Annotated in this window: 20 protein-coding genes; 13 read left to right on the forward strand and 7 right to left on the reverse strand. The window is 66.5% G+C overall.

All coding sequences use genetic code 11. The features are described 5' to 3' along the window. Positions 1-70: 70 nt before the first annotated feature. From amaB to AC5P8Y_RS12565, 7 genes are all read left to right on the forward strand, one after another. Complete coding sequence (gene amaB, locus AC5P8Y_RS12535) at positions 71-1603, forward strand: L-piperidine-6-carboxylate dehydrogenase (RefSeq protein ID WP_111108862.1); 1533 nt, start codon at positions 71-73, stop codon at positions 1601-1603. Beyond that, positions 1603-2442: an SDR family NAD(P)-dependent oxidoreductase gene (locus AC5P8Y_RS12540; RefSeq protein WP_164133519.1), complete on the forward strand. Its 840-nt coding sequence runs from the start codon at positions 1603-1605 to the stop codon at positions 2440-2442. The genes amaB and AC5P8Y_RS12540 overlap by 1 nt, the downstream gene beginning before the upstream one ends. A 299-nt stretch (positions 2443-2741) precedes the next feature. After that, positions 2742-3026: a DUF4190 domain-containing protein gene (locus tag AC5P8Y_RS12545; protein WP_033833269.1), complete on the forward strand. Its 285-nt coding sequence runs from the start codon at positions 2742-2744 to the stop codon at positions 3024-3026. A gap of 4 nt (positions 3027-3030) precedes the next feature. Next, on the forward strand, positions 3031-3801 hold the full coding sequence (locus AC5P8Y_RS12550) for a class I SAM-dependent methyltransferase (RefSeq protein ID WP_495201984.1): 771 nt from the start codon (positions 3031-3033) through the stop codon (positions 3799-3801). 8 nt (positions 3802-3809) lie between these two features. Continuing rightward, positions 3810-4865 (forward strand): quinone-dependent dihydroorotate dehydrogenase, encoded by a 1056-nt coding sequence (locus tag AC5P8Y_RS12555; RefSeq protein ID WP_033833267.1) that lies wholly within the window; start codon positions 3810-3812, stop codon positions 4863-4865. Positions 4866-4873: 8 nt separating this feature from the next. Beyond that, positions 4874-5935: a UDP-N-acetylmuramate dehydrogenase gene (murB, locus tag AC5P8Y_RS12560; RefSeq protein WP_111188032.1), complete on the forward strand. Its 1062-nt coding sequence runs from the start codon at positions 4874-4876 to the stop codon at positions 5933-5935. 32 nt (positions 5936-5967) lie between these two features. Further along, the gene (locus AC5P8Y_RS12565) at positions 5968-6855 is read left to right on the forward strand and encodes a DMT family transporter (protein ID WP_032966688.1); all 888 of its coding nucleotides are present in this window, start codon (positions 5968-5970) and stop codon (positions 6853-6855) included. Positions 6856-7008: 153 nt separating this feature from the next. Here the strand turns inward: AC5P8Y_RS12565 and AC5P8Y_RS12570 are convergent, their stop codons facing one another. The 3 genes from AC5P8Y_RS12570 to AC5P8Y_RS12580 form a co-directional block, all read right to left on the reverse strand. After that, positions 7009-8049 (reverse strand): aminoglycoside phosphotransferase family protein, encoded by a 1041-nt coding sequence (locus AC5P8Y_RS12570; protein WP_005413140.1) that lies wholly within the window; start codon positions 8047-8049, stop codon positions 7009-7011. A gap of 99 nt (positions 8050-8148) precedes the next feature. Then, the gene (locus AC5P8Y_RS12575) at positions 8149-9183 is read right to left on the reverse strand and encodes a DUF418 domain-containing protein (RefSeq protein ID WP_353949597.1); all 1035 of its coding nucleotides are present in this window, start codon (positions 9181-9183) and stop codon (positions 8149-8151) included. Further along, on the reverse strand, positions 9180-9770 hold the full coding sequence (locus AC5P8Y_RS12580; protein ID WP_033834488.1) for a TetR/AcrR family transcriptional regulator: 591 nt from the start codon (positions 9768-9770) through the stop codon (positions 9180-9182). Before AC5P8Y_RS12580 ends, AC5P8Y_RS12575 begins: the two co-directional genes overlap by 4 nt. Before the next feature lie 142 nt (positions 9771-9912). On the opposite strand from AC5P8Y_RS12580, the gene AC5P8Y_RS12585 reads away from it, so the two are divergent. Further along, positions 9913-10338, forward strand: coding sequence for a DoxX family protein (locus AC5P8Y_RS12585; protein ID WP_111108865.1), 426 nt, complete (start codon positions 9913-9915; stop codon positions 10336-10338). On the opposite strand, the gene AC5P8Y_RS12590 is transcribed toward AC5P8Y_RS12585, so the two are convergent. After that, on the reverse strand, positions 10311-11114 hold the full coding sequence (locus AC5P8Y_RS12590) for an APH(3')-II family aminoglycoside O-phosphotransferase (protein ID WP_495201985.1): 804 nt from the start codon (positions 11112-11114) through the stop codon (positions 10311-10313). The two genes, AC5P8Y_RS12585 and AC5P8Y_RS12590, sit on opposite strands and share 28 nt — an antisense overlap. A 75-nt stretch (positions 11115-11189) precedes the next feature. On the opposite strand from AC5P8Y_RS12590, the gene AC5P8Y_RS12595 reads away from it, so the two are divergent. The 3 genes from AC5P8Y_RS12595 to AC5P8Y_RS12605 all read left to right on the forward strand — a co-directional run bounded on the left by AC5P8Y_RS12595 (position 11190) and on the right by AC5P8Y_RS12605 (position 14160). Then, positions 11190-11372, forward strand: a complete 183-nt coding sequence (locus AC5P8Y_RS12595) for a hypothetical protein (RefSeq protein ID WP_033834472.1) — start codon at positions 11190-11192, stop codon at positions 11370-11372. Between the two features lie 28 nt (positions 11373-11400). Beyond that, positions 11401-12117, forward strand: a complete 717-nt coding sequence (locus AC5P8Y_RS12600) for an SDR family NAD(P)-dependent oxidoreductase (protein ID WP_049430338.1) — start codon at positions 11401-11403, stop codon at positions 12115-12117. A 96-nt stretch (positions 12118-12213) separates the two neighbouring features. Further along, the gene (locus AC5P8Y_RS12605; protein ID WP_495201986.1) at positions 12214-14160 is read left to right on the forward strand and encodes an EAL domain-containing protein; all 1947 of its coding nucleotides are present in this window, start codon (positions 12214-12216) and stop codon (positions 14158-14160) included. Here the strand turns inward: AC5P8Y_RS12605 and AC5P8Y_RS12610 are convergent. Beyond that, positions 14157-14768, reverse strand: coding sequence for a TetR/AcrR family transcriptional regulator (locus tag AC5P8Y_RS12610; protein ID WP_049403179.1), 612 nt, complete (start codon positions 14766-14768; stop codon positions 14157-14159). The two genes, AC5P8Y_RS12605 and AC5P8Y_RS12610, sit on opposite strands and share 4 nt — an antisense overlap. A 104-nt stretch (positions 14769-14872) precedes the next feature. Here AC5P8Y_RS12610 and AC5P8Y_RS12615 point away from each other — a divergent pair, with 104 nt between their 5' ends. Beyond that, on the forward strand, positions 14873-15949 hold the full coding sequence (locus tag AC5P8Y_RS12615; protein WP_049403178.1) for an MBL fold metallo-hydrolase: 1077 nt from the start codon (positions 14873-14875) through the stop codon (positions 15947-15949). A gap of 38 nt (positions 15950-15987) precedes the next feature. Here the strand turns inward: AC5P8Y_RS12615 and AC5P8Y_RS12620 are convergent, their stop codons facing one another. Beyond that, positions 15988-16485 (reverse strand): helix-turn-helix transcriptional regulator, encoded by a 498-nt coding sequence (locus AC5P8Y_RS12620; protein ID WP_049403212.1) that lies wholly within the window; start codon positions 16483-16485, stop codon positions 15988-15990. Positions 16486-17008: 523 nt separating this feature from the next. On the opposite strand from AC5P8Y_RS12620, the gene AC5P8Y_RS12625 reads away from it, so the two are divergent. Then, complete coding sequence (locus tag AC5P8Y_RS12625) at positions 17009-20128, forward strand: galactose-binding domain-containing protein (RefSeq protein WP_495201987.1); 3120 nt, start codon at positions 17009-17011, stop codon at positions 20126-20128. Positions 20129-20185: 57 nt separating this feature from the next. Here AC5P8Y_RS12625 and AC5P8Y_RS12630 read toward each other — a convergent pair whose 3' ends face one another. Beyond that, positions 20186-21163, reverse strand: coding sequence for an ABC transporter substrate-binding protein (locus AC5P8Y_RS12630; protein WP_005409347.1), 978 nt, complete (start codon positions 21161-21163; stop codon positions 20186-20188). Between the last annotated feature and the right edge of the window lie 15 nt (positions 21164-21178).

A 21178-nucleotide genomic window follows, 5' to 3' on the forward strand; every position in this document is an offset into this window, starting at 1 on the left:
CGATTCAGTTCATCGCGCCCCCACCTGCCCGCGATGGCACCAAACAACGTAACGAAACACAGGAGTCTGCATGTCTTCCGAGCTGCTCAAGTCCCTTGGCCTGGACGCGATCAACGCTGGCACGTACCTGGGCAACGGGGAGTGGTCGAGCGCGACCAGCGGTGAGCTGATCACCCCGGTCAACCCGACCACCGGCGAGCCGATCGCGCAGGTCCGCGCGACCACCGAGGCCGAGTACGAGACCGCCGTCGCCCGCGCCCAGGAAGCCTTCAAGATCTGGCGTACCACGCCGGCCCCGCGTCGCGGCGAAGCCGTGCGCCTGTGCGGTGAAGCGCTGCGCAAGCACAAGGACGCCCTGGGTTCGCTGGTGGCGCTGGAAATGGGCAAGAGCAAGCCGGAAGGCGACGGCGAAGTGCAGGAGATGATCGACATCGCCGATTTCGCCGTGGGCCAGAGCCGCATGCTGTACGGCTACACCATGCATTCCGAGCGCCCCGGCCACCGCATGTACGAGCAGTACCACCCGCTGGGCCTGGTCGGCATCATCTCCGCCTTCAACTTCCCGGTCGCGGTGTGGAGCTGGAACTCGTTCCTGGCCGCCATCTGTGGCGACGTGTGCATCTGGAAGCCGTCCAACAAGACGCCGCTGACCGCCATCGCCTCGCTGAAGATCTGCAACGACGCCCTGCGCGAAGCCGGCTTCCCGGACATCTTCTTCCTGATCAACGATGCCGGCACCGCGCTGTCGGAAAAGATGGTCGATGACCGTCGCGTGCCGCTGATCAGCTTCACCGGCTCGACCCAGGTCGGCCGCACCGTCAACGAGAAGGTCGCGCGTCGCCTCGGCCGCTGCCTGCTGGAACTGGGTGGCAACAACGCCATCATCCTGGACGAAACCGCCGACCTGAAGCTGGCCGTGCCGGGCATCGTGTTCGGCGCCGTCGGCACCGCCGGCCAGCGCTGCACCACCACCCGCCGCCTGATCGTGCACCGCTCGATCTACGCCGACGTGCTGGCCACTCTGGTCAAGGCCTACAAGCAGGTCGAAGGCAAGATCGGCGACCCGACCGATGCGGCCAACCTGATGGGCCCGCTGAACAGCGACGGCGCCGTGCAGCAGTTCCTCGATGCCATCGCCCAGGCCAAGGCCGCCGGCGGCACCATTGAAACCGGCGGCACCCGCATCGACCGCCCAGGGAACTTCGTGCTGCCGGCCATCGTCTCCGGCCTGAAGAACAGCGATGCCGTGGTCCAGCACGAGACCTTCGCGCCGATCCTGTACGTGATGCCGTACGACACCCTCGATGAAGCCATCGACATGCAGAATGGCGTGCCGCAGGGCCTGTCGTCCTCGATCTTCACCCAGAACCTGAAGACTGCCGAGAAGTTCCTGTCGGCCGCTGGCAGCGACTGCGGCATTGCCAACATCAACATCGGCACGTCCGGTGCGGAGATCGGTGGCGCCTTCGGTGGCGAGAAGGACACCGGCGGCGGCCGCGAGTCCGGCTCGGATGCGTGGAAGGTCTACATGCGCCGCCAGACCAACACCATCAACTATTCGGACTCGCTGCCGCTGGCCCAGGGCATCAAGTTCGATCTGTGATGGCAGACGTTTCTGCCATGGCTGCGGGTCAGAGCCCCTCCGGGGATCTGACCCCTGCCCAGGGCCGGATCCCCAATGGGGCTCCGACCCTCGATTTCACCGGTCGCCGCGTGCTGATCGCCGGCGGCAGCAAGGGCATCGGTCGTGAAATGGCGCTGGCATTTGCCGGCGCCGGTGCGCAGGTCTCGGTCTGCGCACGTGGCCACGCCGGCCTGGATGCCCTGCGTGCCGATGCGCAGGCACAGGGCACCCCGCTGCATACCGTCTCCGCCGATCTGGCCGACGCCGGCCAGATCCAGGCCTGGCTGCAGGCCGCTGCCGATGCACTCGGCGGCATCGATGTACTGATCAACAACGCTACCGGCTACGGCATGGCCGACGACGAGGATGGCTGGGCCGCCAGCCTGCAGATCGACCTGATGGCGGCGGTACGGGCTTCGCGCCTGGCACTGCCGTGGCTGCGCGCATCCAGCGATGCCTGCATCCTCAACCTGTCCTCGATCGCCGCACAGCAGCCACGCCCCGGTGGCGCGCCCTACGCCGCCGCCAAGGCCGCGCTGTCGCACTACACCACCTCGCAGGCACTGGCGCTGGCCAAGGACCGGATCCGGGTCAACGCCATCGCCCCCGGTTCGATTGAATTCGATGACGGCCTGTGGGATCGCCGTCGCACCGAAGATCCGGCGCTGTACCACGGCACCCTGGCGAAGATCCCGTTCGGCCGCTTCGGCCATCCGCGCGAGATTGCCGACGCCGCCCTGTTCCTGTGCTCGCCGCTGGCGCGCTGGGTCACCGGCAGCGTGCTCAACGTGGATGGCGGCCAGGTGTTGATGGGCTGACACCGGCACTCCGGTAGCTGCCAACCTTGGTTGGCATGCCTTTCGTCGACCAAGGTCGACGCCTACCCTGATGAAATGCCTTTCGTCGACCAAGGTCGACGCCTACCCTGATGAAATGGCTTTCGTCGGCCAAGGTCGACGCCTACCCTGCTGAAATGCCCTTCGGCGACCAAGGTCGACGCCTACCAGGGCTGGCACCTCGTTTGTCGACCAGGGTCCACGCCTGCCATCGCATCCGCCGGGCATGGGATTGCCTGGGCAGAGGCACTATCATGTGCACACTGCCAAGGAGGACCCCGATGAGCGTGGCACCCCGACAGACAAGCGCCCTGGCCGTGGTCAGCCTGGTCATGGGCATCGCCAGCTGGACCGTCCTGCCCTTCGTGGCCAGCATCGTGGCGATCGTCACCGGCCACATGGCCCGCGCCGAGATCCGCCGCCGCCCGCATGAACTGGAAGGCGATGGCCTGGCCGTCACCGGCCTGGTGCTGGGCTGGGTGATGGTCGGCGCGGTAGTCGCCGCCATCCTGGTGTTCATCCTGTTCTTCGGCGGCCTGGCGTGGCTGGCCGCGGTGTCGAACTGACGCCATGACCACTTCCGACAGCACTGAACGCTTCAGCAGCCGCGTCGCCGACTACGTCCGCTACCGGCCCGATTACCCGCCCGCGCTGCTGGAATGGCTGCATCGCCCGATGGATGTCAGTCACCAGGCCCGTGTCGCCGACATCGGTGCTGGCACCGGCATTTCCAGCCGTCAGTTTCTGGCCAGCGGTCATCCGCTGGTGGCGGTCGAGCCAAACGGCGCCATGCGCGCCGCCGCCGAAGAGTGGCTGGCGCCGCAGTATCCGGGCTTTTCCGCCGTCGATGGCCGCGCCGAGGCCACCGGCCTGGACGATGCCAGCATTGATCTGGTCAGCGTCGCGCAGGCGTTCCACTGGTTCGACACCGTGGCGGTGCGCGCCGAGTGGCAGCGCATCCTCTACCCCGGTGGCCTGGCACTGATCTACTGGAATTCACGCCTGCTCGATGCCAGTCCATTCCTGGTCGGCTACGAACAGCTGCTGCTGGACTACGGCACCGACTACACCGCGGTGGCCGAGCGCTACCAGGACGATGCCACCATGCAGGCCTGGTTCGGCCGCGGCCTGCGCGGCATGGTGGAGTTGCCGAACGTACAGCATCTGGACTTCGACGCCCTGCGCGGGCGCCTGCTGTCCTCCTCCTACGCACCCCAATCCGGTCATCCTCGCCACGCGCCGATGATCGACGCTCTGCAGGACCTGTTCGCCGCCCACGCGGTCGACGGCCAGGTCGCTTTTGAATATCGAACCCGAGCCTTCCTCGGCACGCTGGACTGAACCGACGCATGTATTCGCTTGCCCGCCCCTTCCTGTTCTCGCTCGACGCCGAGCGCGCCCACGGCCTCGGCCTGTCCGCACTGGACCTGGCCTACCGCACCGGCACCACGCCGCTGCTGGCCGCACGCATCGCGCCGATGCCCAGCACGGTGTTCGGGCTGACCTTCCCCAATCCGGTCGGCCTGGCCGCCGGCCTGGACAAGAATGGCGAGCACATCGATGCGCTGTTCGCGCTCGGCTTCGGCTTCGTGGAGATCGGCACCATCACCCCGCGCCCGCAGGCCGGCAACCCGCAGCCGCGCCTGTTCCGCCTGCCGGAACACAACGCGATCATCAACCGCATGGGCTTCAACAATGCGGGCGTGGACGCGCTGGTGCGCAATGTCGAGCGCGCGCGCAACCGCCGCGGCCTGCTCGGCATCAACATCGGCAAGAACAAGGACACCCCGAACGAACAGGCGGTGGACGATTACATCGCCTGCCTGGACAAGGTGTATCCGCTGGCGGACTACGTCACCGTCAACATCTCCTCGCCCAACACCGCCGGCCTGCGTGAATTGCAGGAAGAGACCGCGCTGCGCCAGCTGGTCAGCCAGTTGCGCGACCGCCAGGAAGATCTCGCGGCGCGCCACGGCCGCCGCGTACCGATGCTGGTCAAGGTGGCGCCCGACCTCAGTGACCGCGACATCGATGCCGCCGCGCGCGTGCTGGGCGAACTGCAGGTGGACGGCGTGATCGCCACCAACACCACCATCGACCACAGCAAGGTGGCCGGCGATCCGCTGGCCAACGAGGCCGGCGGCCTGTCCGGCGCACCGGTGCTGGAGCAGTCCACCCTGGTGCTGCGCCGACTGCGCTCGCGCCTGCCCGAATCGGTGCCGCTGGTGGGGGTCGGTGGCATCCTGTCCGGTGCCGACGCGGTGGCCAAGATGGCCGCCGGCGCCGCGCTGGTGCAGTGCTACAGCGGCCTGATCTTCCGTGGCCCTGCCCTGGTCTCCGAATGCGTGGAGGCGATCCGTCGCCGCCGCGAAGCGCCGAGCCGCGGCGCGGTGGCCCCACTGTGAGCGCGCCCATGGATACCGTCGACGGCAACGCCCCGCTGCGCTGGACGCTCACCCGCAATGCGCCACTGCAGGCGCTGAACACCTTCCATGTGCAGGCCAGTGCAGCCCAGCTGCTGGAACTGCACGACGCGGCCCTGCTGCCGGAAGTGCTGGCGCTGCCCGAAGTGGCCAGCGGCCCACTGCTGGTGCTGGGAAGCGGCAGCAACGTGCTGATCGCCGAAGACCTGCCAGGCACGGTACTGGTGTTCGGCAACCGTGACATCAGTTTCCTGGAACACCGCGCTGACCACGCAGTGATCCGCGCCGGGGCCGGCGTGCCCTGGCATGGCCTGGTGATGTGGTCGCTGCAGGAAGGCTTGTCCGGGCTGGAGAACCTGGCCCTGATTCCCGGCACCGCCGGTGCCGCGCCGATCCAGAACATCGGCGCCTACGGTGCGCAGGTCGGCGAGTTCATCCAGGCGGTCGAGGCCTGGGACTGCCAGGAACAAACCTGGGTACGGCTGGACAACGAGCAGTGTCGCTTCACCTACCGCGACAGCGTGTTCAAGCAGCAGATGGACCGTTACCTGATCACTGCCATCGAGCTGAAGTTGCCATTGCTGCATGACCTGCGCATGGACTACGCCGGCATCCGCGAGGAACTGCAGGCGCAGGGCGTGGAACTGCCGGGTGCGGTGGACGTAGCCAATGCGGTGATCGCGATCCGCCGCCGCAAGCTGCCCGACCCGGATGTACTCGGCAATGCCGGCAGCTTCTTCAAGAACCCGGTGCTGCCGCAGGAACAGGTTGACGTGCTGCTGCAGCACTTCCCCGACCTGCCGGTGTTCCCGTCCGAGCAGGACGGCAAGCGCAAGGTCTCGGCGGCCTGGATGATCGAGTCCTGCGGTTGGAAGGGCTTCCGCGAAGGCGATGCCGGCGTGGCCCCGAGCCACGCACTGGTGCTGGTGAACCATGGCAACGCCAGCGGTGCAGAGTTGTTGGCACTGGCGCGCCGCATCTCGGCCTCGGTACTGGAGAAGTTCGGCGTACCGATCGAACCGGAGCCCCGCCTGCTCGGCGCACAGTGGTGAACACCCCCGCCCTCTCCCCCAGCGCCGCCCCGATGCGGGCGGCGCTGCTGATGCTCGGCAGCACGATGGCCTTCGGCCTGATGGCGGTGGCGATTCGTTATGCCACCCGTTACGTGCCGACCCAGGAAGTGGCGTTCTTCCGCAATGCCTTCGGCCTGCTGGCACTGCTGCCGATGCTGTTGCGCCCGGGCCATGCGCCGCTGAAGACCCAGCAGCTGCCGCGCTATTTCGTGCGCAGTGCGATCGGCCTCGGTTCGATGCTGTGCGCGTTCTGGGCACTGGGCCATCTGCCACTGGCGCAGGCGGTTTCCCTCTCGTACTCCACGCCGTTGTTCGTCACCATCGCCGCCGTGCTGTGGCTGGGCGAGACCGTGCGTATACGGCGCTGGGCCGCGGTGGTGGTTGGATTCATCGGTGTGCTGGTGATCGTGCGCCCCGGTACCGCCGGCTTCACCGCCGGCAGCCTGGTAGCGGTGGCAGCCGCCGTGCTCAGCTCATTGGTGGCGATCCAGATCAAGCAGCTGACCCGTGTCGACAGCGCTGACACCGTGGTGCTCTACACCTACGTGTTCTGGGTGCCGCTGTCGCTGGTCCCGGCACTGTTCGTCTGGGTCTGGCCCTCCGGCATGGCGTGGCTGTGGCTGCTGGCCACCGGCGTACTGGGCACCGTCGGCCAGCTGCTGTGGACGCGGGCGTTGCGGCTCGGTGAAGTCTCGGCGCTGACCCCGATCAGCTTCCTGCAGCTGCCGCTGGTAACGCTGCTCGGCTGGCTGCTGTTCAACGAAAGCGTGGATCGCTGGACGCTCATCGGTGCCGGCATCATCCTCGCCGCCAACGCCTACATCGCCCACCGCGAAGCCGTGTTGTCGCGCCGCGCCGCAAGCGCGGCGGCCTCGGCAGCAGCCAAGCCCGCCGAATGAAAACCATCTGCATGGACAAGCCATGGGGCCTGCACGGGCAAGCCATGGGTCGTGCATGGACAGGCCATGGGTAGAGTCGACTGTTAGTCGACTGCTTTTCGTTCGGAGCGGGCAGAAACCGCGCTGCGCGCGATAGTCGACCAACAGTCGACTCTACCCGGGGCGATCCTGGCAACGGCCTGGAACCTGATCCAGCGCGCGATATACCCGCTCCGCCGCATCGAACACATTGCCCGGTGCGAACTGCTCCCCCAGGTAGTGCAGCGACTGCCGGCGCAGCTGCGGCGATCGGTCCTCTCCGTCACTGCCCAGCAGCACCTGCTGGAACTCGATCAGGTCCTGCAGAATGCGCCAGTGCCGGTACCAGGCGATCCAGCGCGGATCACCGCGGTCGCTGCCGTAGCCCTCCTCGAACCCCAGTGGATTCTCGCGACCCCAGCGCCCGCCAACAGCGGCACCGATGAACATCAGGTCACGCTCGCGTGGGGCCAGCGACAGACCATCCCAATCGATCAGGTGCAGGCCCCCGTCATTGCCCATCAGCAGGTTGCCGGCATGCAGATCGGTGTGGCACAGATGCAGGTCTACCGGCGCGTCCTGCAACGCCGCGAGCAGCTCCCGTGCCTGCGCATGCAGCGCCGCGATGCGCGCATGCTGCTGATCCCATACCGAAACGAATGCGCGACCCAGCCCGTCCTTCGCGGCCGCCAGGCCCTCGCCGGCCAACCATTGCCCGACGGTCTCCAGCGCCGCGGTTTCCAGCCGTACGATCGGCAGTGCCTGCTGCAGTTCCGCTGGCAACTGCGCGCCATGCAGGCGCCGCAGCACCTCCCCCAGCCGTTTCCACTGCGTGCGGCTCAACGCCGCCTCGAATCCGGACTGGCCTTCCACATACGGGAACAGGGTGAACTGCAATCCCCAGCGCTGCACAGACGCACCACCGGTCAACGCCGGCCACGGCGCGACGATCTCATCGATACCCAGCGTGCCGCGCATCCAATGCAGGCTGTCCCACACCGCTGGGGCGACCTGGTAGGTACGGCATTTCAACCACCACTGCCCGTGCCGCGCATCGACGCGATACACGCTGGCATTGGCGTCGGCGCCCACCGGGCGTGGCACCACGGCGGTGGGGGTGATGCCATAGGATTGTTGCAGGACTTCGCCGAGATGCTGCGCCGAAGCGAATGACATGGATGCAAGCGGAAAGTGTTACCTGCCACCACTATCGCAGATGCGTTCGCCGCGGCACAGACATGTCCGTCACAACATCGCTTCAGCACGACCAGGGAACTAGCCTGCGATGCGCCGCATCACCGTCTCCAGCGGGCCGCGTGCGAACTGCCACGACCATAGCCAGGCCGCGCCCGTCGCCAGCATCAGGAACAGCAGCGCCCACAGCAGCACCGATGCGAGCGACGCGCTGCCATCGAGCAGGCCCAGGCTTTCCAGCGTGCCCATGCCCAGCAGGATGTGGCCCACATACAGGGTCAGGGTCATGCGTCCGGCCGCGGTGAACGGCTCCAACCAGTCACCCGGTCGCACACGCGCCAGCCACAGGCAGGCGGCGATGACACTGCAGGCCGCACCCGCGCCCGTAAGCACATAAGCCGGTCCCGGCGGCATCGGCTGCGTTCCCAGCCACACCTGCCAGGGCGTTCCCTGCGCAAGCTGCTGCACGCCGTGTCCAGCCCCGATCAGCAGCAGCCCTAGCACCAGCAATGCATGCTGCACCCGCGGCTGCGACAACTGAAGCCGTGCCAGCAGCATCCCCAGCAGGAAGAAGCACAGCCACGGCAGCAACGGGTGGAAGCCATTGAACAGCAGGTTGCGGGCCGCGCCCGGCCACTGCCACAGGCCGGCATATTCCAGCGTCTGCCAGTTCCAGCCTTCGCTGTAGTTCCAGTGCAGCAGCGCCCAGAACGAACAGGCCGCCAGGCCCACGATGCTGGCCAGCAGCACGCGCGGCGAGGCACGCAGCCACACCACGGCCAGCGCGAAGTACACCGCGTAGTAATGCAGGATGTCGGCGGGGAACACGGTCAGATTGAGCAGGCCCAGCACCAGCAGGAACAGCGCGCGCCGCCAGGTCTGCACACTGGCCGGCCACCATTGCTGCCGCTGCGTAGCCAGCACCAGGCCAAGACCGGCCAGGGTGACGAAGGTCGCCGACGCCTTGCCTTCCAGCAGATGGAAGAATCCTGCCAACCAACCCTCACCCTCTGCCGGCACGGCCATCGCCAGGCGGAAGTTGACCAGCACCATGCCGGCCAAGGCGAGGTAGCGGGCCAGATCAAGGCCGTGCAAGCGCCGGTCAACGGCGCTCATGCGCGTGCCCCGAGCAGCAGCGCGAGCAGGCCAAGATCCAGCGATGCCCCATCGGTGCCATCGGCTTCGCCCAGCCCCCGACGCAGTGCATCGCTTTCGATGGCATCCAGCAGCACCTGCGCCTGCAGTGCCGCTGCCAGCACGGGACGCCGCCGCTCGCGCTGAGCCAACTGCTGCAGGGCTTCGGCCAGCGTCGCCTGCAATTGCCTGCGATTGGCCGCGAAGGCCTCGGCCACGGCCGGATTGCGTGCGCTCTCGGCCAGCACTTCGACGGCAAGCGTCGCCCATTCCGGCTGGCGGCACAGTGCGTGGAAGTCCTGAAGGAAAACCAGTACCTGTGCACGCTCGCCATCGGACGCGGCCAGTCGCTGCAGCAAAGGTGCCAGTTCTTCGCTCTCTGCCACCGCCACGGCAAGGATGATCGCTTCCTTGCCCGGGAAGTGGTTGTAGAGATTGCCCAGGCTGACGCCGGCCGCCTGCGCGATGTCACGCATGCTGGTCTGGTGGAATCCCCTGACGAGGAAGCACTGCAGGGCGGCCTGCAGGATCTGCGCGATGCGTTGCTCGTTGCGGTCGGTTCGGCTCATGGTGCAGATAGTGAACGAACGTTCGTCCATTTAAAAGATAGGCCTCAGATCATCGCCGGGCTTCGTTCAGCCAACCTTGACCTCAACTGCGGTTGAGGCCCGATGCTGCGCGCCCTGCCCCGTCCTCTCCCGGAGTTCCTGCATGCCACGGATGATCGCCACCCTGCTCGACAGCCGCGTGCTGTGGTTCCTCGCCCGACTGCTGCTGGCCGTGGTGTTCCTGTCCTCGGGTCTGGCCAAGCTGCTGGCGTGGGATAACAGCGTGGCCGAAATGCAGGCGGCCGGGCTGCACCCGCCTGTACTGTTCAACATCGCCAGTGCCGTGGTGCTGCTGGGCGGCTCACTGTGCCTGCTGTTTGATCGCCTGCTGTGGCTGGGCAGCGGTGCACTTGCGGTGTTCATGCTGTTGACCATCGTCATCGTGCACACCTTCTGGGCCAAGCAAGGTGCGGAACAAAAACTGGCCCTGTTCTTCGCGCTGGAACACCTGAGCGTGGTGGGTGGCCTGATCTGCGCAGCCATCGCCAGCCGTGCGCGGTCTCAGAAAAACTCGTCAAGCAACCGATAGAATGCAAGCCGCCGCTCATCAGGGACCGCACCGTAGCGCTGGAACAGCGTGGCGACACAGCGGCTCTCCCCGAAATTGTGGACCAGGCTGCGCGCGGCCAGGGCCAGGTCCTGATAGCGGTCGGCCACGCCCAACCGGCCACAATCGATGAAGCCAGTGAACCGCCCATCGGTCACCATCAGGTTGGGCAGGCAGGCATCGCCATGACTGACCACCAGGTCTTCATGAGCGGGCCGGGTAGCGCGCAGCTCGGCGAAAACCTGCTGCGGGCTCTGGCCCAGCCGCTCGTCGTCGAAGTCATCGGCATCGACCAGCCCCGCCTCGACGCGTGCCTGTGCGGCCTGCAGGCGCGATGCCAACTGCTGGTCGAACGGGCAGTTGGCTACAGGCACGGCATGCAGGCCACGCAGTGCGTCAGCCAGCAGTTCTGCCACCCGTCTCGGCGCGAGCTCCGGCGAGGAGGCCAAGTCGTGGCCGGGCAACGCGCTCATCAACAACCAGCGCCGACCGCCCTCCTCGGTCGTGGCAATCACCGTCGGCGCCGACTGCCCCTGCGCCTGCAGCCAACGCAGCCGGGCGATCTCATCACCCAGTTCACTGAAGGCATCGATCACTTCCGATTTCAGGAAGGCGTCGGTCTGCCCGGGACGATGCACCCGCGCGACATCCGCGCGCGACACGCCGATCGACTGCCGCTCGATGTGCGCATCGGCCAACGCTTCCTGCCATGCCCGCGGCAGCCGCAGGCCATCAGTGAAGGGATTGGGTGCTCCCATGCCGGGATGTTCCTGTTGCTGTGGACCCTACGGATTCTCGCCGCTCCCGAGGCACAACGCCCAGCAGAGCGCACAATGGGAGGCCTGACCAAACTGACCCGGCTGTCAGTGGTCAGTGCATCCCAGCACCTGCAGCAGCTGCGACGGCTACTACCACAGTACCGTTGCCAGCTCGACAACATCGCCTCGATCATTACCGCTGAACGCACCAACCTGCGTGCGTTCGCCGACTGGGACACCGTTCTGGCAGTCGATTGAGACTGCCGCAGTACAACAAGGAAGCAACATGAAATTGATGGTCATCGGCGCCAGCAGGGGCCTGGGTCGGGCATTCGTTGAAGGTCTGTGCCAGCCCGGCGACACCGTCGTCGGTGTCTCGCGCACTCGCCCGCGCTACATCGCCTGCCCCGAAGGCGTCGCACTGCAATGGATCGAAGCCGATCTGTCCCAGCCTGCTGTCGCTGCCAATCACATCGCAGCGCAGGCGCCCGCTGATCTGGATGTGCTGATCCACAACCTGGGCATCTGGGAAGAGAAGGCCTTCAGCGACGAGTACGCCTTTCTCGACGAAAGCGATGCCGCGCTCACCCAGCTGGTTGACGTCAACATCACCGCCACGCTCGTGTTGCTTCAGCGCCTGCTGCCGCGCGTTCTGGGCGCACCGCGCCCACAGCTGGTACTGACCGGCTCGACCTCGGCCCTGCCACGCAGCGGGCGCCCGGAAGTCGCCTTCGGTGCCTCGAAGTTCGCACTCAACGGCATCGCCGATGCCCTGCGCGAAGGCTTCCGTGACCGCCGCCTGGCCGTGACCAGCCTGCAGCTGGGTTACCTCAATACCGACGATGCACTATCGGTTCCCGTGGCAGCGGCGGCAGCGCGCGGCGATGGCGAACTGGTGCCGGTGCACGACGTGGTGACCTTGGTGCGTGCGCTGCTGCAGCTGTCGCCGTCCGGCTTCGTACGTGAACTGGTACTGCCCGCCATCGCCGACCCGCGCTACTGACCCCCAGGGGCAGCGCAGGGCACTCGCGGTGGCCGCACAGGCGGCCGTGGTTTACCCTGCTCCTCACTGGCCGTCAGTCACAGGCGGGAACCTGCTATGGATGCGCTTTCACGGGTTGCGGCCCAGGTCCTGGACAGCGCCCTGCCCAGCCTGCCGCTTTACCTGCTGCAGGCCACGGCGGTGATCGGCATGATCGGCGTGCTGCTGATCGCCACCCGTCGCGCCGGCCGCGCCATCGAAGGCCGCCGCCTGTACGTAGGCGTAGCGCTGGGCCTGATCTACCTGTTCAACTCGTGGTTCGTGGCCCGCTATACGCAAGGGGTGGTCAAGCTCCATCTGGGCTTCGACATCCTGCTGGTCAGTGGCCTGCTTGGCGGCTGGCGCGGCGGCCTGGCCTGCCTCGGCGCCAGCCTGCTGGCCCGCTACCAGTTCGCAGGCACGCTGTACTTCCTGCCTGCTGGCCTTGAGGCCGCACTGCAGATGTTGGCAGGCGTCTGGCTGCGCAGGCGCCTGCACCCGCGCATGCTCAATGAACTCTCGCTGCGCATGATCCTGCAGGCCTGGGGCGTACGCATCGCCGTCACCGCGTTCGGCTTGGCCCTGGGCGTGGCGATCATCGGCGCCGAGCTGCTGCCGGTGGAAGAGCTGGCGATCCAGCGCCTGCTGGCGCTGCCGCTGTCACTGCTGATGCTGGGCGCGGTGTTCGCACTGGTCTACAACGATGCGCAGATCGACGTGCAGCGCCAACGCGAACAGGCCTGGCTGCGTATCGATCCGATCAGTGGCCTGCCCAACATGCGCGCGCTCGGCGAACGCCTGCAGCACTTCTGGCGCGACAACGACGGCATCGGCAAGGCCTGCCTGATCGTGGCCGAGATGGGCAACCTGCGCGATCTGCGCCTGCGCCATGGTCCGCTGCAGGACAACGGTATCTGGCAGCGCGACAGCACCGAAGAAGTACATCGGCTGCTGCCCTCGCTGCCGGCCACGCAACTGGAGATCTACCAGTTCGGCGATGCCGCGCTGGCGATCCTGGTGCGCGACCTGGCCTTGTCCGAACTGCGCACGCAACCGCAGATCACCGAGCTGGCCAGCAACCTGGCTGACCGGGTCGGCCGCGATTGGCCCGGTTTCCGGCCGCTGTTCCGCTGTGCGGTAGTCGAATTGAAGCCCCCCGTAGATGCCGACGAAGGACATCTTCCGTTCCGTGCGATCACCGTTGCACTGAGTGCGATCGAATCCGGCGTGGTGTTCTTTGATGACCCGATCCAGCGCGACAGCGAGATCGACGCCCTGATCGAGAGCTCACTCGAACGCTGGTTGCAGCAGGGGGATGCGCCGCTGTGCTACCAGCCCAAGCATCGCCTGCAGGATCGCCGGCTGGTCGGGGCCGAAGCACTGCTGCGCATGCGCGATACCGAGGGCAGGATGATCGCACCGATGCGCGTGATCTCCCTGCTGCGTCGGCAGGGGCGGTTGGCTGAACTGGAATGGGCCACGCTGCAGTCGGCCATCCACTTCCTGCAGCAGTGCCGACGCGATGGCTGGCAGCTGAAGATCGCAGTGAACGTTTCGGCCGAGTCACTGCGCCTGCCCGACTTCGGCCTGCGCCTGCAGGAACTGCTGCAGCTGCACGATGTGCCTGGCGTGATGTTGCGCCTGGAGATCGTCGAATGGACTGAGATCGTCGAGCGCGACGTGGTCGATGCCAACATCGCACAGCTGCTGGCGGCGGAGGTCACACTGTCGCTGGATGATTTCGGCGCTGGCTATTCAACCCTGATCCTGCTCTCGCAGCTGGCCATCGCCGAGGTCAAGATCGAACAGGCGCTGATCGCCACACTGTCCGACGCCAAGTCGCAGTCGATCGTGCGCTTCATCGTCGAAGTTGCGCACCGCTGCGGCGCGATCGTGGTGGCCGAAGGTACCGAAACCCTGGCGCAGGAACAACAACTGCGCGCACTGGGCGTGGATGTCGGCCAAGGCTATCTGTACTCGGCGGCGCTGCCGGCCGACGAGTTCCGCCGCTTCGCCGCCAGCTAGACCGCGTAGAAACCGAGGAACATCGCCACCGCCGATTCGGCCACGCGGGCACGCTCCTGTGCGTTCAACGGCGCCTGCCCCATCGTAACTTGGGGCCAGAACGCAAAGCTCTTCACCAGCCCGTGCAGCTGGTGGCCAGCAAATTCCGGATCGACCTCGCGCAAGCGGCCATCGGCGATGGCCGCGCGGATCCACGCACTCTCGCCAGTTTCCTTTTCGCCCATGCGGCAGACGATGGCCTGCGCACGCTCCGGCGAGTGGATGATCTCAGCCATCGCCACCCGCGCCAGGTCGATGAAGTTGGCATCGCTGAGCAATTCCAGCTTCTGCCCCAGCAACTGCAGCAGCTGCGCCTGCAGCGGCTGGTCGGCGCGATACGGCAATGTGTCGCTGGCCACGCTGCGCTCCCACAGCTCCTCGAGGATCATCGAGAACAGCGCTTCCTTGCTCGGGAAGTGGTTGTAGACGGTGCGCTTGGAGACGCCGGCCGCCTCGGCAATGCGGTCCATGCTGGTCGCCTCGTAGCCCGCCGCACGGAACTCCTCCACCGCCGCGCGCACGATGGCTTCGCGTTTGCGGTCGGTCAGGCGTTGCGGGGCACGGGGCATGGCGGGAACCGGATAACTGAACGGATGCCTCCATTTTACACTCAGCAGTGTACTTTTGGAAAACCCGAAACTACACTGTGCAGTGTACTCAGCGGACGTCACCCATGAAGCGCCTGCTCCTTGTCCTCCTGCTTGGAATCCTCGCCGTGACCGCCTACACCTTCTGCAAGTCCTGGTCCCTCCCCGACTTCCCCGAGTCGCCGCAGTACCGTGATGGCAAGTTCCGCAATGCCCTGCCCCGTCCAGCGATGGGCCTGCGCGACGGCCTGGAGATCTGGTGGACGTTCCTCTTCAACAAACCCAAGGGCACCGTGCCCGCGCACCCGATTCCAGTGCAGCCGCTGGACCGCGCCACACTGGATGCTGCACCGGACCGCAGCCTGTTCCGGCTGGGGCACTCCACGATCCTGCTGAAGCTGCGCGGCCAGTACTGGCTGACCGACCCGGTGTTCTCCGAGCGCGCCTCGCCGGTGCAGTGGATGGGCCCGGCCCGCTTCCATGCGCCGCCGATCAGCATCGACGATCTGCCGCAGATCGCCGGCGTGATCCTCTCGCACAACCACTACGACCACCTCGACCACGCAGCGGTGATGCAGCTGGCCGGCAAGACCGCGCGCTTCATTGCACCGCTCGGCGTCGGCGACCAGCTGATCGCCTGGGGCGTGGATGCCAGCAAGGTCGAACAGCTGGACTGGTGGCAATCCACCGAAGCCAGCGGCCTGCGCCTGACCGCCACCCCGGGCCAGCATTTCTCCGGCCGCGGACTGGGCGACAGCGACCGCAGCCTGTGGGCCTCGTGGGTGATCCAGGACGGTGACTTCCGCATCTTCTTCAGCGGCGACACCGGCTACTTCGACGGCTTCAAGGCCATCGGCGAAAAGTATGGTCCGTTCGACCTGACCATGATCGAGACCGGCGCCTATGATCCGCGCTGGGCGTTCGTGCACATGCAGCCGGAACAGACGCTGCAGGCGCACCTGGACCTGCGCGGCAAGTGGCTGCTGCCGATCCACAATGGCACCTTCGATCTGGCACTGCACGAGTGGCAGCAGCCGTTCGAACGCATCACCGCGTTGGCCGCAGCGAAGAATGTGCCGGTGGCCACGCCGATGATGGGCGAAGCGCTCGACATGCAGGCGCCGGAGGCGGGCACGCGCTGGTGGGAGACGGTGGAGTTGTAACGCCTCGCTTTCCGGGTGGGTGCTGGCCGTGGCCCGCACTACACCTTTGGCTGCAACCTGCGCCCTTCGCGGGCCAGGTTGAGCTGCAACGCCGCGGTAGCAAGTTCCGCCATTTCCGAGGTGACTTTCCCACTGCCGCGCGCCTGCAGCCAGTCGAGGATGTCAGCCAGATGCCAGATCGACGTCGTCCCTTCGTGAACCGGTGAAGGAAACGACTGCGGGTTGGCCAGCATCAGCTTGCGCATGTTCTGGCGTGATACCCCCAACAGGTCCGCCACATCGGTCAGCCCCACCAGATCGGGGCTTACTTCGACCAGCTCGGCCCCCGGCACGGCACGCTGTACGTCGCCCAATGCCGACGCCAGGGCGGCACCGGCATTGTCAGCCTCACGACAGAATGCCAGCGCCATCCGGCCAGGTCGTCCGATGCCCAGCAGCGCATCATCGCAACCCGATTCCACAAGTCGCTGCTCCAGCATGCCGCCATCGTCGTAGGCGTCCGGCAGGCGGTACTTCAGGGTGAAATTGAATTCCATCATCTGCCTATCTCGTTTCGGCTCGCACCGTTTCTCATTGCTCACGGCTGCAGTTCTCGACCACACGGCGCAGCACTCTGGCGTGATTGCAGGTGTTGCGTGGCGTGCTCCAGATGCTCGCGACGCAGAATTCCCCGCTCCGGCATTTGCTGTCGTTGTAGGGGCAGTACATCCGCCCCCACGCATGGCTGCCGCCCACCCGCAATCTCCAACCCCTCGCTTCCGCAAATCGCAATGCGGCTTCAATGTCCTTGTCGGGGTCACACACACGAGACATCCGCCTTCTCCGAAGCCTGCACCTGTCCAACGAAGGTTGTCATATGACAACCCATACTGAACTCCTTGACCTTGACCCAAGCTAGCCCTTCCGAGGCGCGCGTCCAGAACCATAGCCGTCAACGCGGTCATGCCTCCGACACGCCGCGCACAGCCTGGCGCTATTGCAGCGCGTCATGTAACCGATTACATCCCTTGCTAGCGTAGCGTTCGCCCGATTCCGGTCGAACCTGCGAGGCTGTCCGTAATGACGTTGCGCGCCGAACGCTCCAAGGTCTCCCGCTCAGCTATCCCATGGCGATCTGCCATTGCCCTGCTGTTGGCCGCCCTGGCCTCCAGCGCACAGGCACAGACCCTCCCCCCGCGCAGCCAATGGCAGGCCAGCAGTTCCTCGCAGCAGGTGCCGGCGATGGCGATCGGCCACCTGATCGACGGCGACCCGAAGACCGTGACCGGCGGCGCCTTCAGCCCTGGGCACTGGTTCCAGATCGACCCGGGCGCGCCCACCCTGCTGGCCGGCGCGCGCCTCACCTGGGATGTCTCCAATCCGGAAGGCTATTCACTGCAGACCTCACTGGATGGCACGCAGTGGCAGACCGCGTACACGATGGCCGATTCACTGGGCGATGTGGAAACGCTGTACTTCGCGCCGCGGCAGGCGCGCTATCTGCGGCTGGCCAGCCCGCAGCGCACCTCCGACTGGGGCGTGTCGATCTTCGAGATGGAGCCTCTGGACAGCACGCTCAGCGCACGCATCAGCGGTATCGATGCAGCGCAGGCAGCAGCGCTCTGGCAAGGCGGCGGCACCGTTCCGATGCCGGCCGGGACAAATGGATCCCATGCGTTAGAGATCACGCTGCCGCAGGCTCAATCGACGGCTGGTCTGGTGGTCGACTGGGCTGATGGAAACCGCGGCCCTGCCCGATTGCAGGTTCAGGATGCACAGGGCCGGTGGCAGGACCTCGCGCACGATGCGCAGGCGGCCAGCCACCGCCAGAGCTGGTTGGCCGCCAACGCCGCACAGGCCGTGCGTGCATTCCGCCTGAGCGTGGATGGATCTGCACCAAAGGTGGCACGCCTGCGCCTGCTCGGCCCAAAAGCCGTGATGACACCGATGAAGCAGTATCAGATCGTCGCCAGCGGCGCGCAGCGCGCGTTGTTCCCGGCCTCGCTGCAGATGCAGCAGACTTACTGGACTGCCGTCGGCGTGCATGGCGGACGACAGAAATCGATCTTCGACGAGTACGGCAACCTGGAAGCGTTCAAGGGAGCGCCGCTGGTGCAGCCGATCTGGCGCAGCGCCAATGCGAGCACTGCAGGTGCCGCCGGGCAGAACGTGCAGCATGCATTGCGTGATGGCTGGAAGCCGATGCCCTCCGCCACCTGGTCGCCGCAGCCCGGGCTGGAACTGCGCAGCGAAGTGTTTGCCATCGAACGTGGTGGCCAGCCGGTGACCTTCCTGCGGCATCGCCTGCACAACACGGGCAGCGCCAGGATCGACGGCACGCTCAGCCTGGTCGTGCGCCCGATGCAGATGAATCCACCGTGGCAGAACGGCGGGCTGTCACCCATCCGCGATGTGGCGATCGATGGACAGGCCGTGCGCATCAATGGACGCACGCTGCTGCAGTCGCTCACGCCGGTGACTGCATCCGGCGCAGCGCCGTTTGGCAAGGATGGCGCAACGGAAATCACCGCGAACGTCGCTGCCGACCAGCTGCCCTCCACGCAACAGGCGCACGACGACGAGGGTCTTGCCTCGGCTGCGTTGAACTACCACGTATCACTGGCACCGGGCGCCAGCGATGCCATCGTGGTCGCGTTCCCGCTGGGTACTGCCGCCGCCGATAGCAAGGGCGCGCTGCCCGAAGCGCCTGCGCTCGATCTGGCTACGCTGCCCCGCGATGCCAATACGGCGTTTGATTCCCTGGCCACGCAGGCCTCCGCGGACTGGCAGGCACGGCTGGGCCAGGTCGGCCTGCGCCTGCCCGATCCCTCACTGGTCGACATGCTGCGTGCGCAGGCCGCCTACATGCTGATCAACCAGACCGGCCCTGCGATGCAGCCCGGCCCGCGCAACTACAACCGCTCCTTCATCCGCGACGGCATGGCCACCTCGGCGGTGCTGCTGCGCATGGGTGAAGCCCGCGTCGCGCGCGACTACCTGGCCTGGTACAGCGAACACGGCGTGCATGCCAACGGTCTGGTCTCGCCGATCCTCAATGACGATGGCAGCGTCAACACCGGCTTTGGTTCGGACATCGAATACGACAGCCAGGGCCAGTACGTCGCGTTGGTGACCGATGTCGCGCGCCTCGATGGCGGGCCCGAGTCGGTACGTGCCTATCTGCCGAGAGTGAAAGCGGCGCTGCGCTTCCTGCAGGAACTGCGCGAGCGCACGCTGGTACCCGGCTACAAGGCCGACCAACCGGCGCCGGAGCGATTCGCGGGCATCCTTGCACCGTCGATCAGCCATGAGGGCTATCCGTCGCCCACCCACAGCTACTGGGATGACTACTGGGGACTGAAGGGCTGGCACGACGGCGCGTGGCTGGCCGAGGCACTGGGCGACCACGAGACTGCTGCCTGGGCGCGCGAGCAATACAAGCTGCTCTACGACGCGCTGCACGCCTCGATCCGGGCGACGATGGCGTGGAAGGGCATCGACTTCATCCCCTCCTCGGCCGACCTGGGCGATGGCGATCCAACCGGCGTATCGATCGCACTGGACCCCACCGGTGCGCAGAGCGTGCTGCCCGCCGAGGCACTGCGGACCACCTTCGCGCGTTATCTGGAGGATGTGCGCAAGCGCAGGCAGCCCGATGCGCTGTACGCCTATACGCCGTATGAGATCCGCAACGTGCTGAGCTATGTGCACCTGGGCCAACCGCAGGTTGCCGATGAGCTGCTGCAGGGACTGCTGCATGATCGGCGCCCGCTTGAGTGGCAGGTACTGGCCGAGGTCGTGCACTCGCGGCTGCGTTTCCCCCGCTACCTGGGCGACATGCCGCATACCTGGATTGGTGCCGAGTACGGCCGCACGCTGTTCGGCATGCTGATGCGCGAAGACGATGATGCGTTGTCATTGCTGCCGGGCACGCCGCCGTCGTGGGTGGCGGGCGATGGGTTGGCGGTGGAGCGGCTGCCAACCGCGTATGGCACGTTGCAGATGCAGGCGCGGCAGCGCGACGGCATGCTGACGGTCACGCTGGGCAAGGGGTTGCGCAGCGGGACGGCAGTGAAAGTCTGGTGGCCGGCGCGCACCATGCCGAAGACGGTGCGTGTGGATGGGCATAGCGTTTCCGACTTCGATGCCGAGGGTGTGCGGCTGGCGAAACCGTTCAAAACGCTGGAGGCGCGCTGGTAAAGCAGCCGAGCAAGGCTTGGCTCTACAAAGCGGGGGTCACCCGGGCCACGCCCGGTGTCATTGCAGCGTTGGCAATCCCGGCGGGTTGGTCTGCGACTGCGGCACGGCTTCCTCGGCCACGTTCCATCGCTTCAGCGCCTGCGCATAGGTACCACTGGCAATCTGCGTGTTCAGCGCCTGCGTCACCGCATCAGCCAGGCCGCTGCCCTTGCGGGTGGTCACCGAGATCGCCGCAGCGTTCGGCCAGCCGCCGGGGAACAGCCCCACGCGCCGCACCTTGCCGTCGCGTGCCGAGTACGCGCCGGTGGCATTGGGCTCGAACGAGACATCGGCCCGCCCGGTGATCACCGCCAACCGGCCGACCACCGCGTCATCGAAGTACTGGTACTCCACCGGCTTCAAGCCGGCAGCGATGTTCTGCTGGTCCCACTGCCGCAGGATCTGGTCCTGGTTGGTGCTGGCACCGACCACCACCTTCAGCCCGGCAACGTCGGCCGGCTTCTCGATCTTCTGGATCGGCCCATCAGTGCGCGTGTAGATGCCCAGCAGGTCGTAACGGTAGCTGGAGAAATCGAACTTCTTCTTTCGCTCCTCGGTGACCGTCACGTTCGACAGCACCGCATCGTACTTGCCCGATTCCAGCCCCAGCGGCCAGTCGGCCCACGCCACCGGCACGATCACCAGCTTCAGGCCAAGCGCATCGGCGATCAGGCGGGCGATGTCGGGCTCGATGCCGACTACGTCCTTGCTGTCGGCGCCGTAGTCGGCCAGCGGCAGCTGCCCCGGATGGGTCGCCACGGTGAACGCCCCCGGCGTGACGAAGCGGTAGCCAGCCGGAATCAAGGCCTGCGCCTTCGGGTCGAGCGTGCCCTTCAGGATGGCGGTGTTCGCGCCGGCCAGGCTGGTCGCGGCCACGGCGCCGGCATCCGGAGTCTGGCGCACGCGCGAGTAGACGATGCCGGCGATGCCGATGACCAGCACGCCTGCGATCAACAGGGTGCTGCGCGAGGGACGACGCGGTGCTGCAGGGCTCATGGTGTTCCTTCCGGG

It is taken from the genome of Stenotrophomonas sp. YJH_SMC_12-1 (assembly GCF_059370935.1).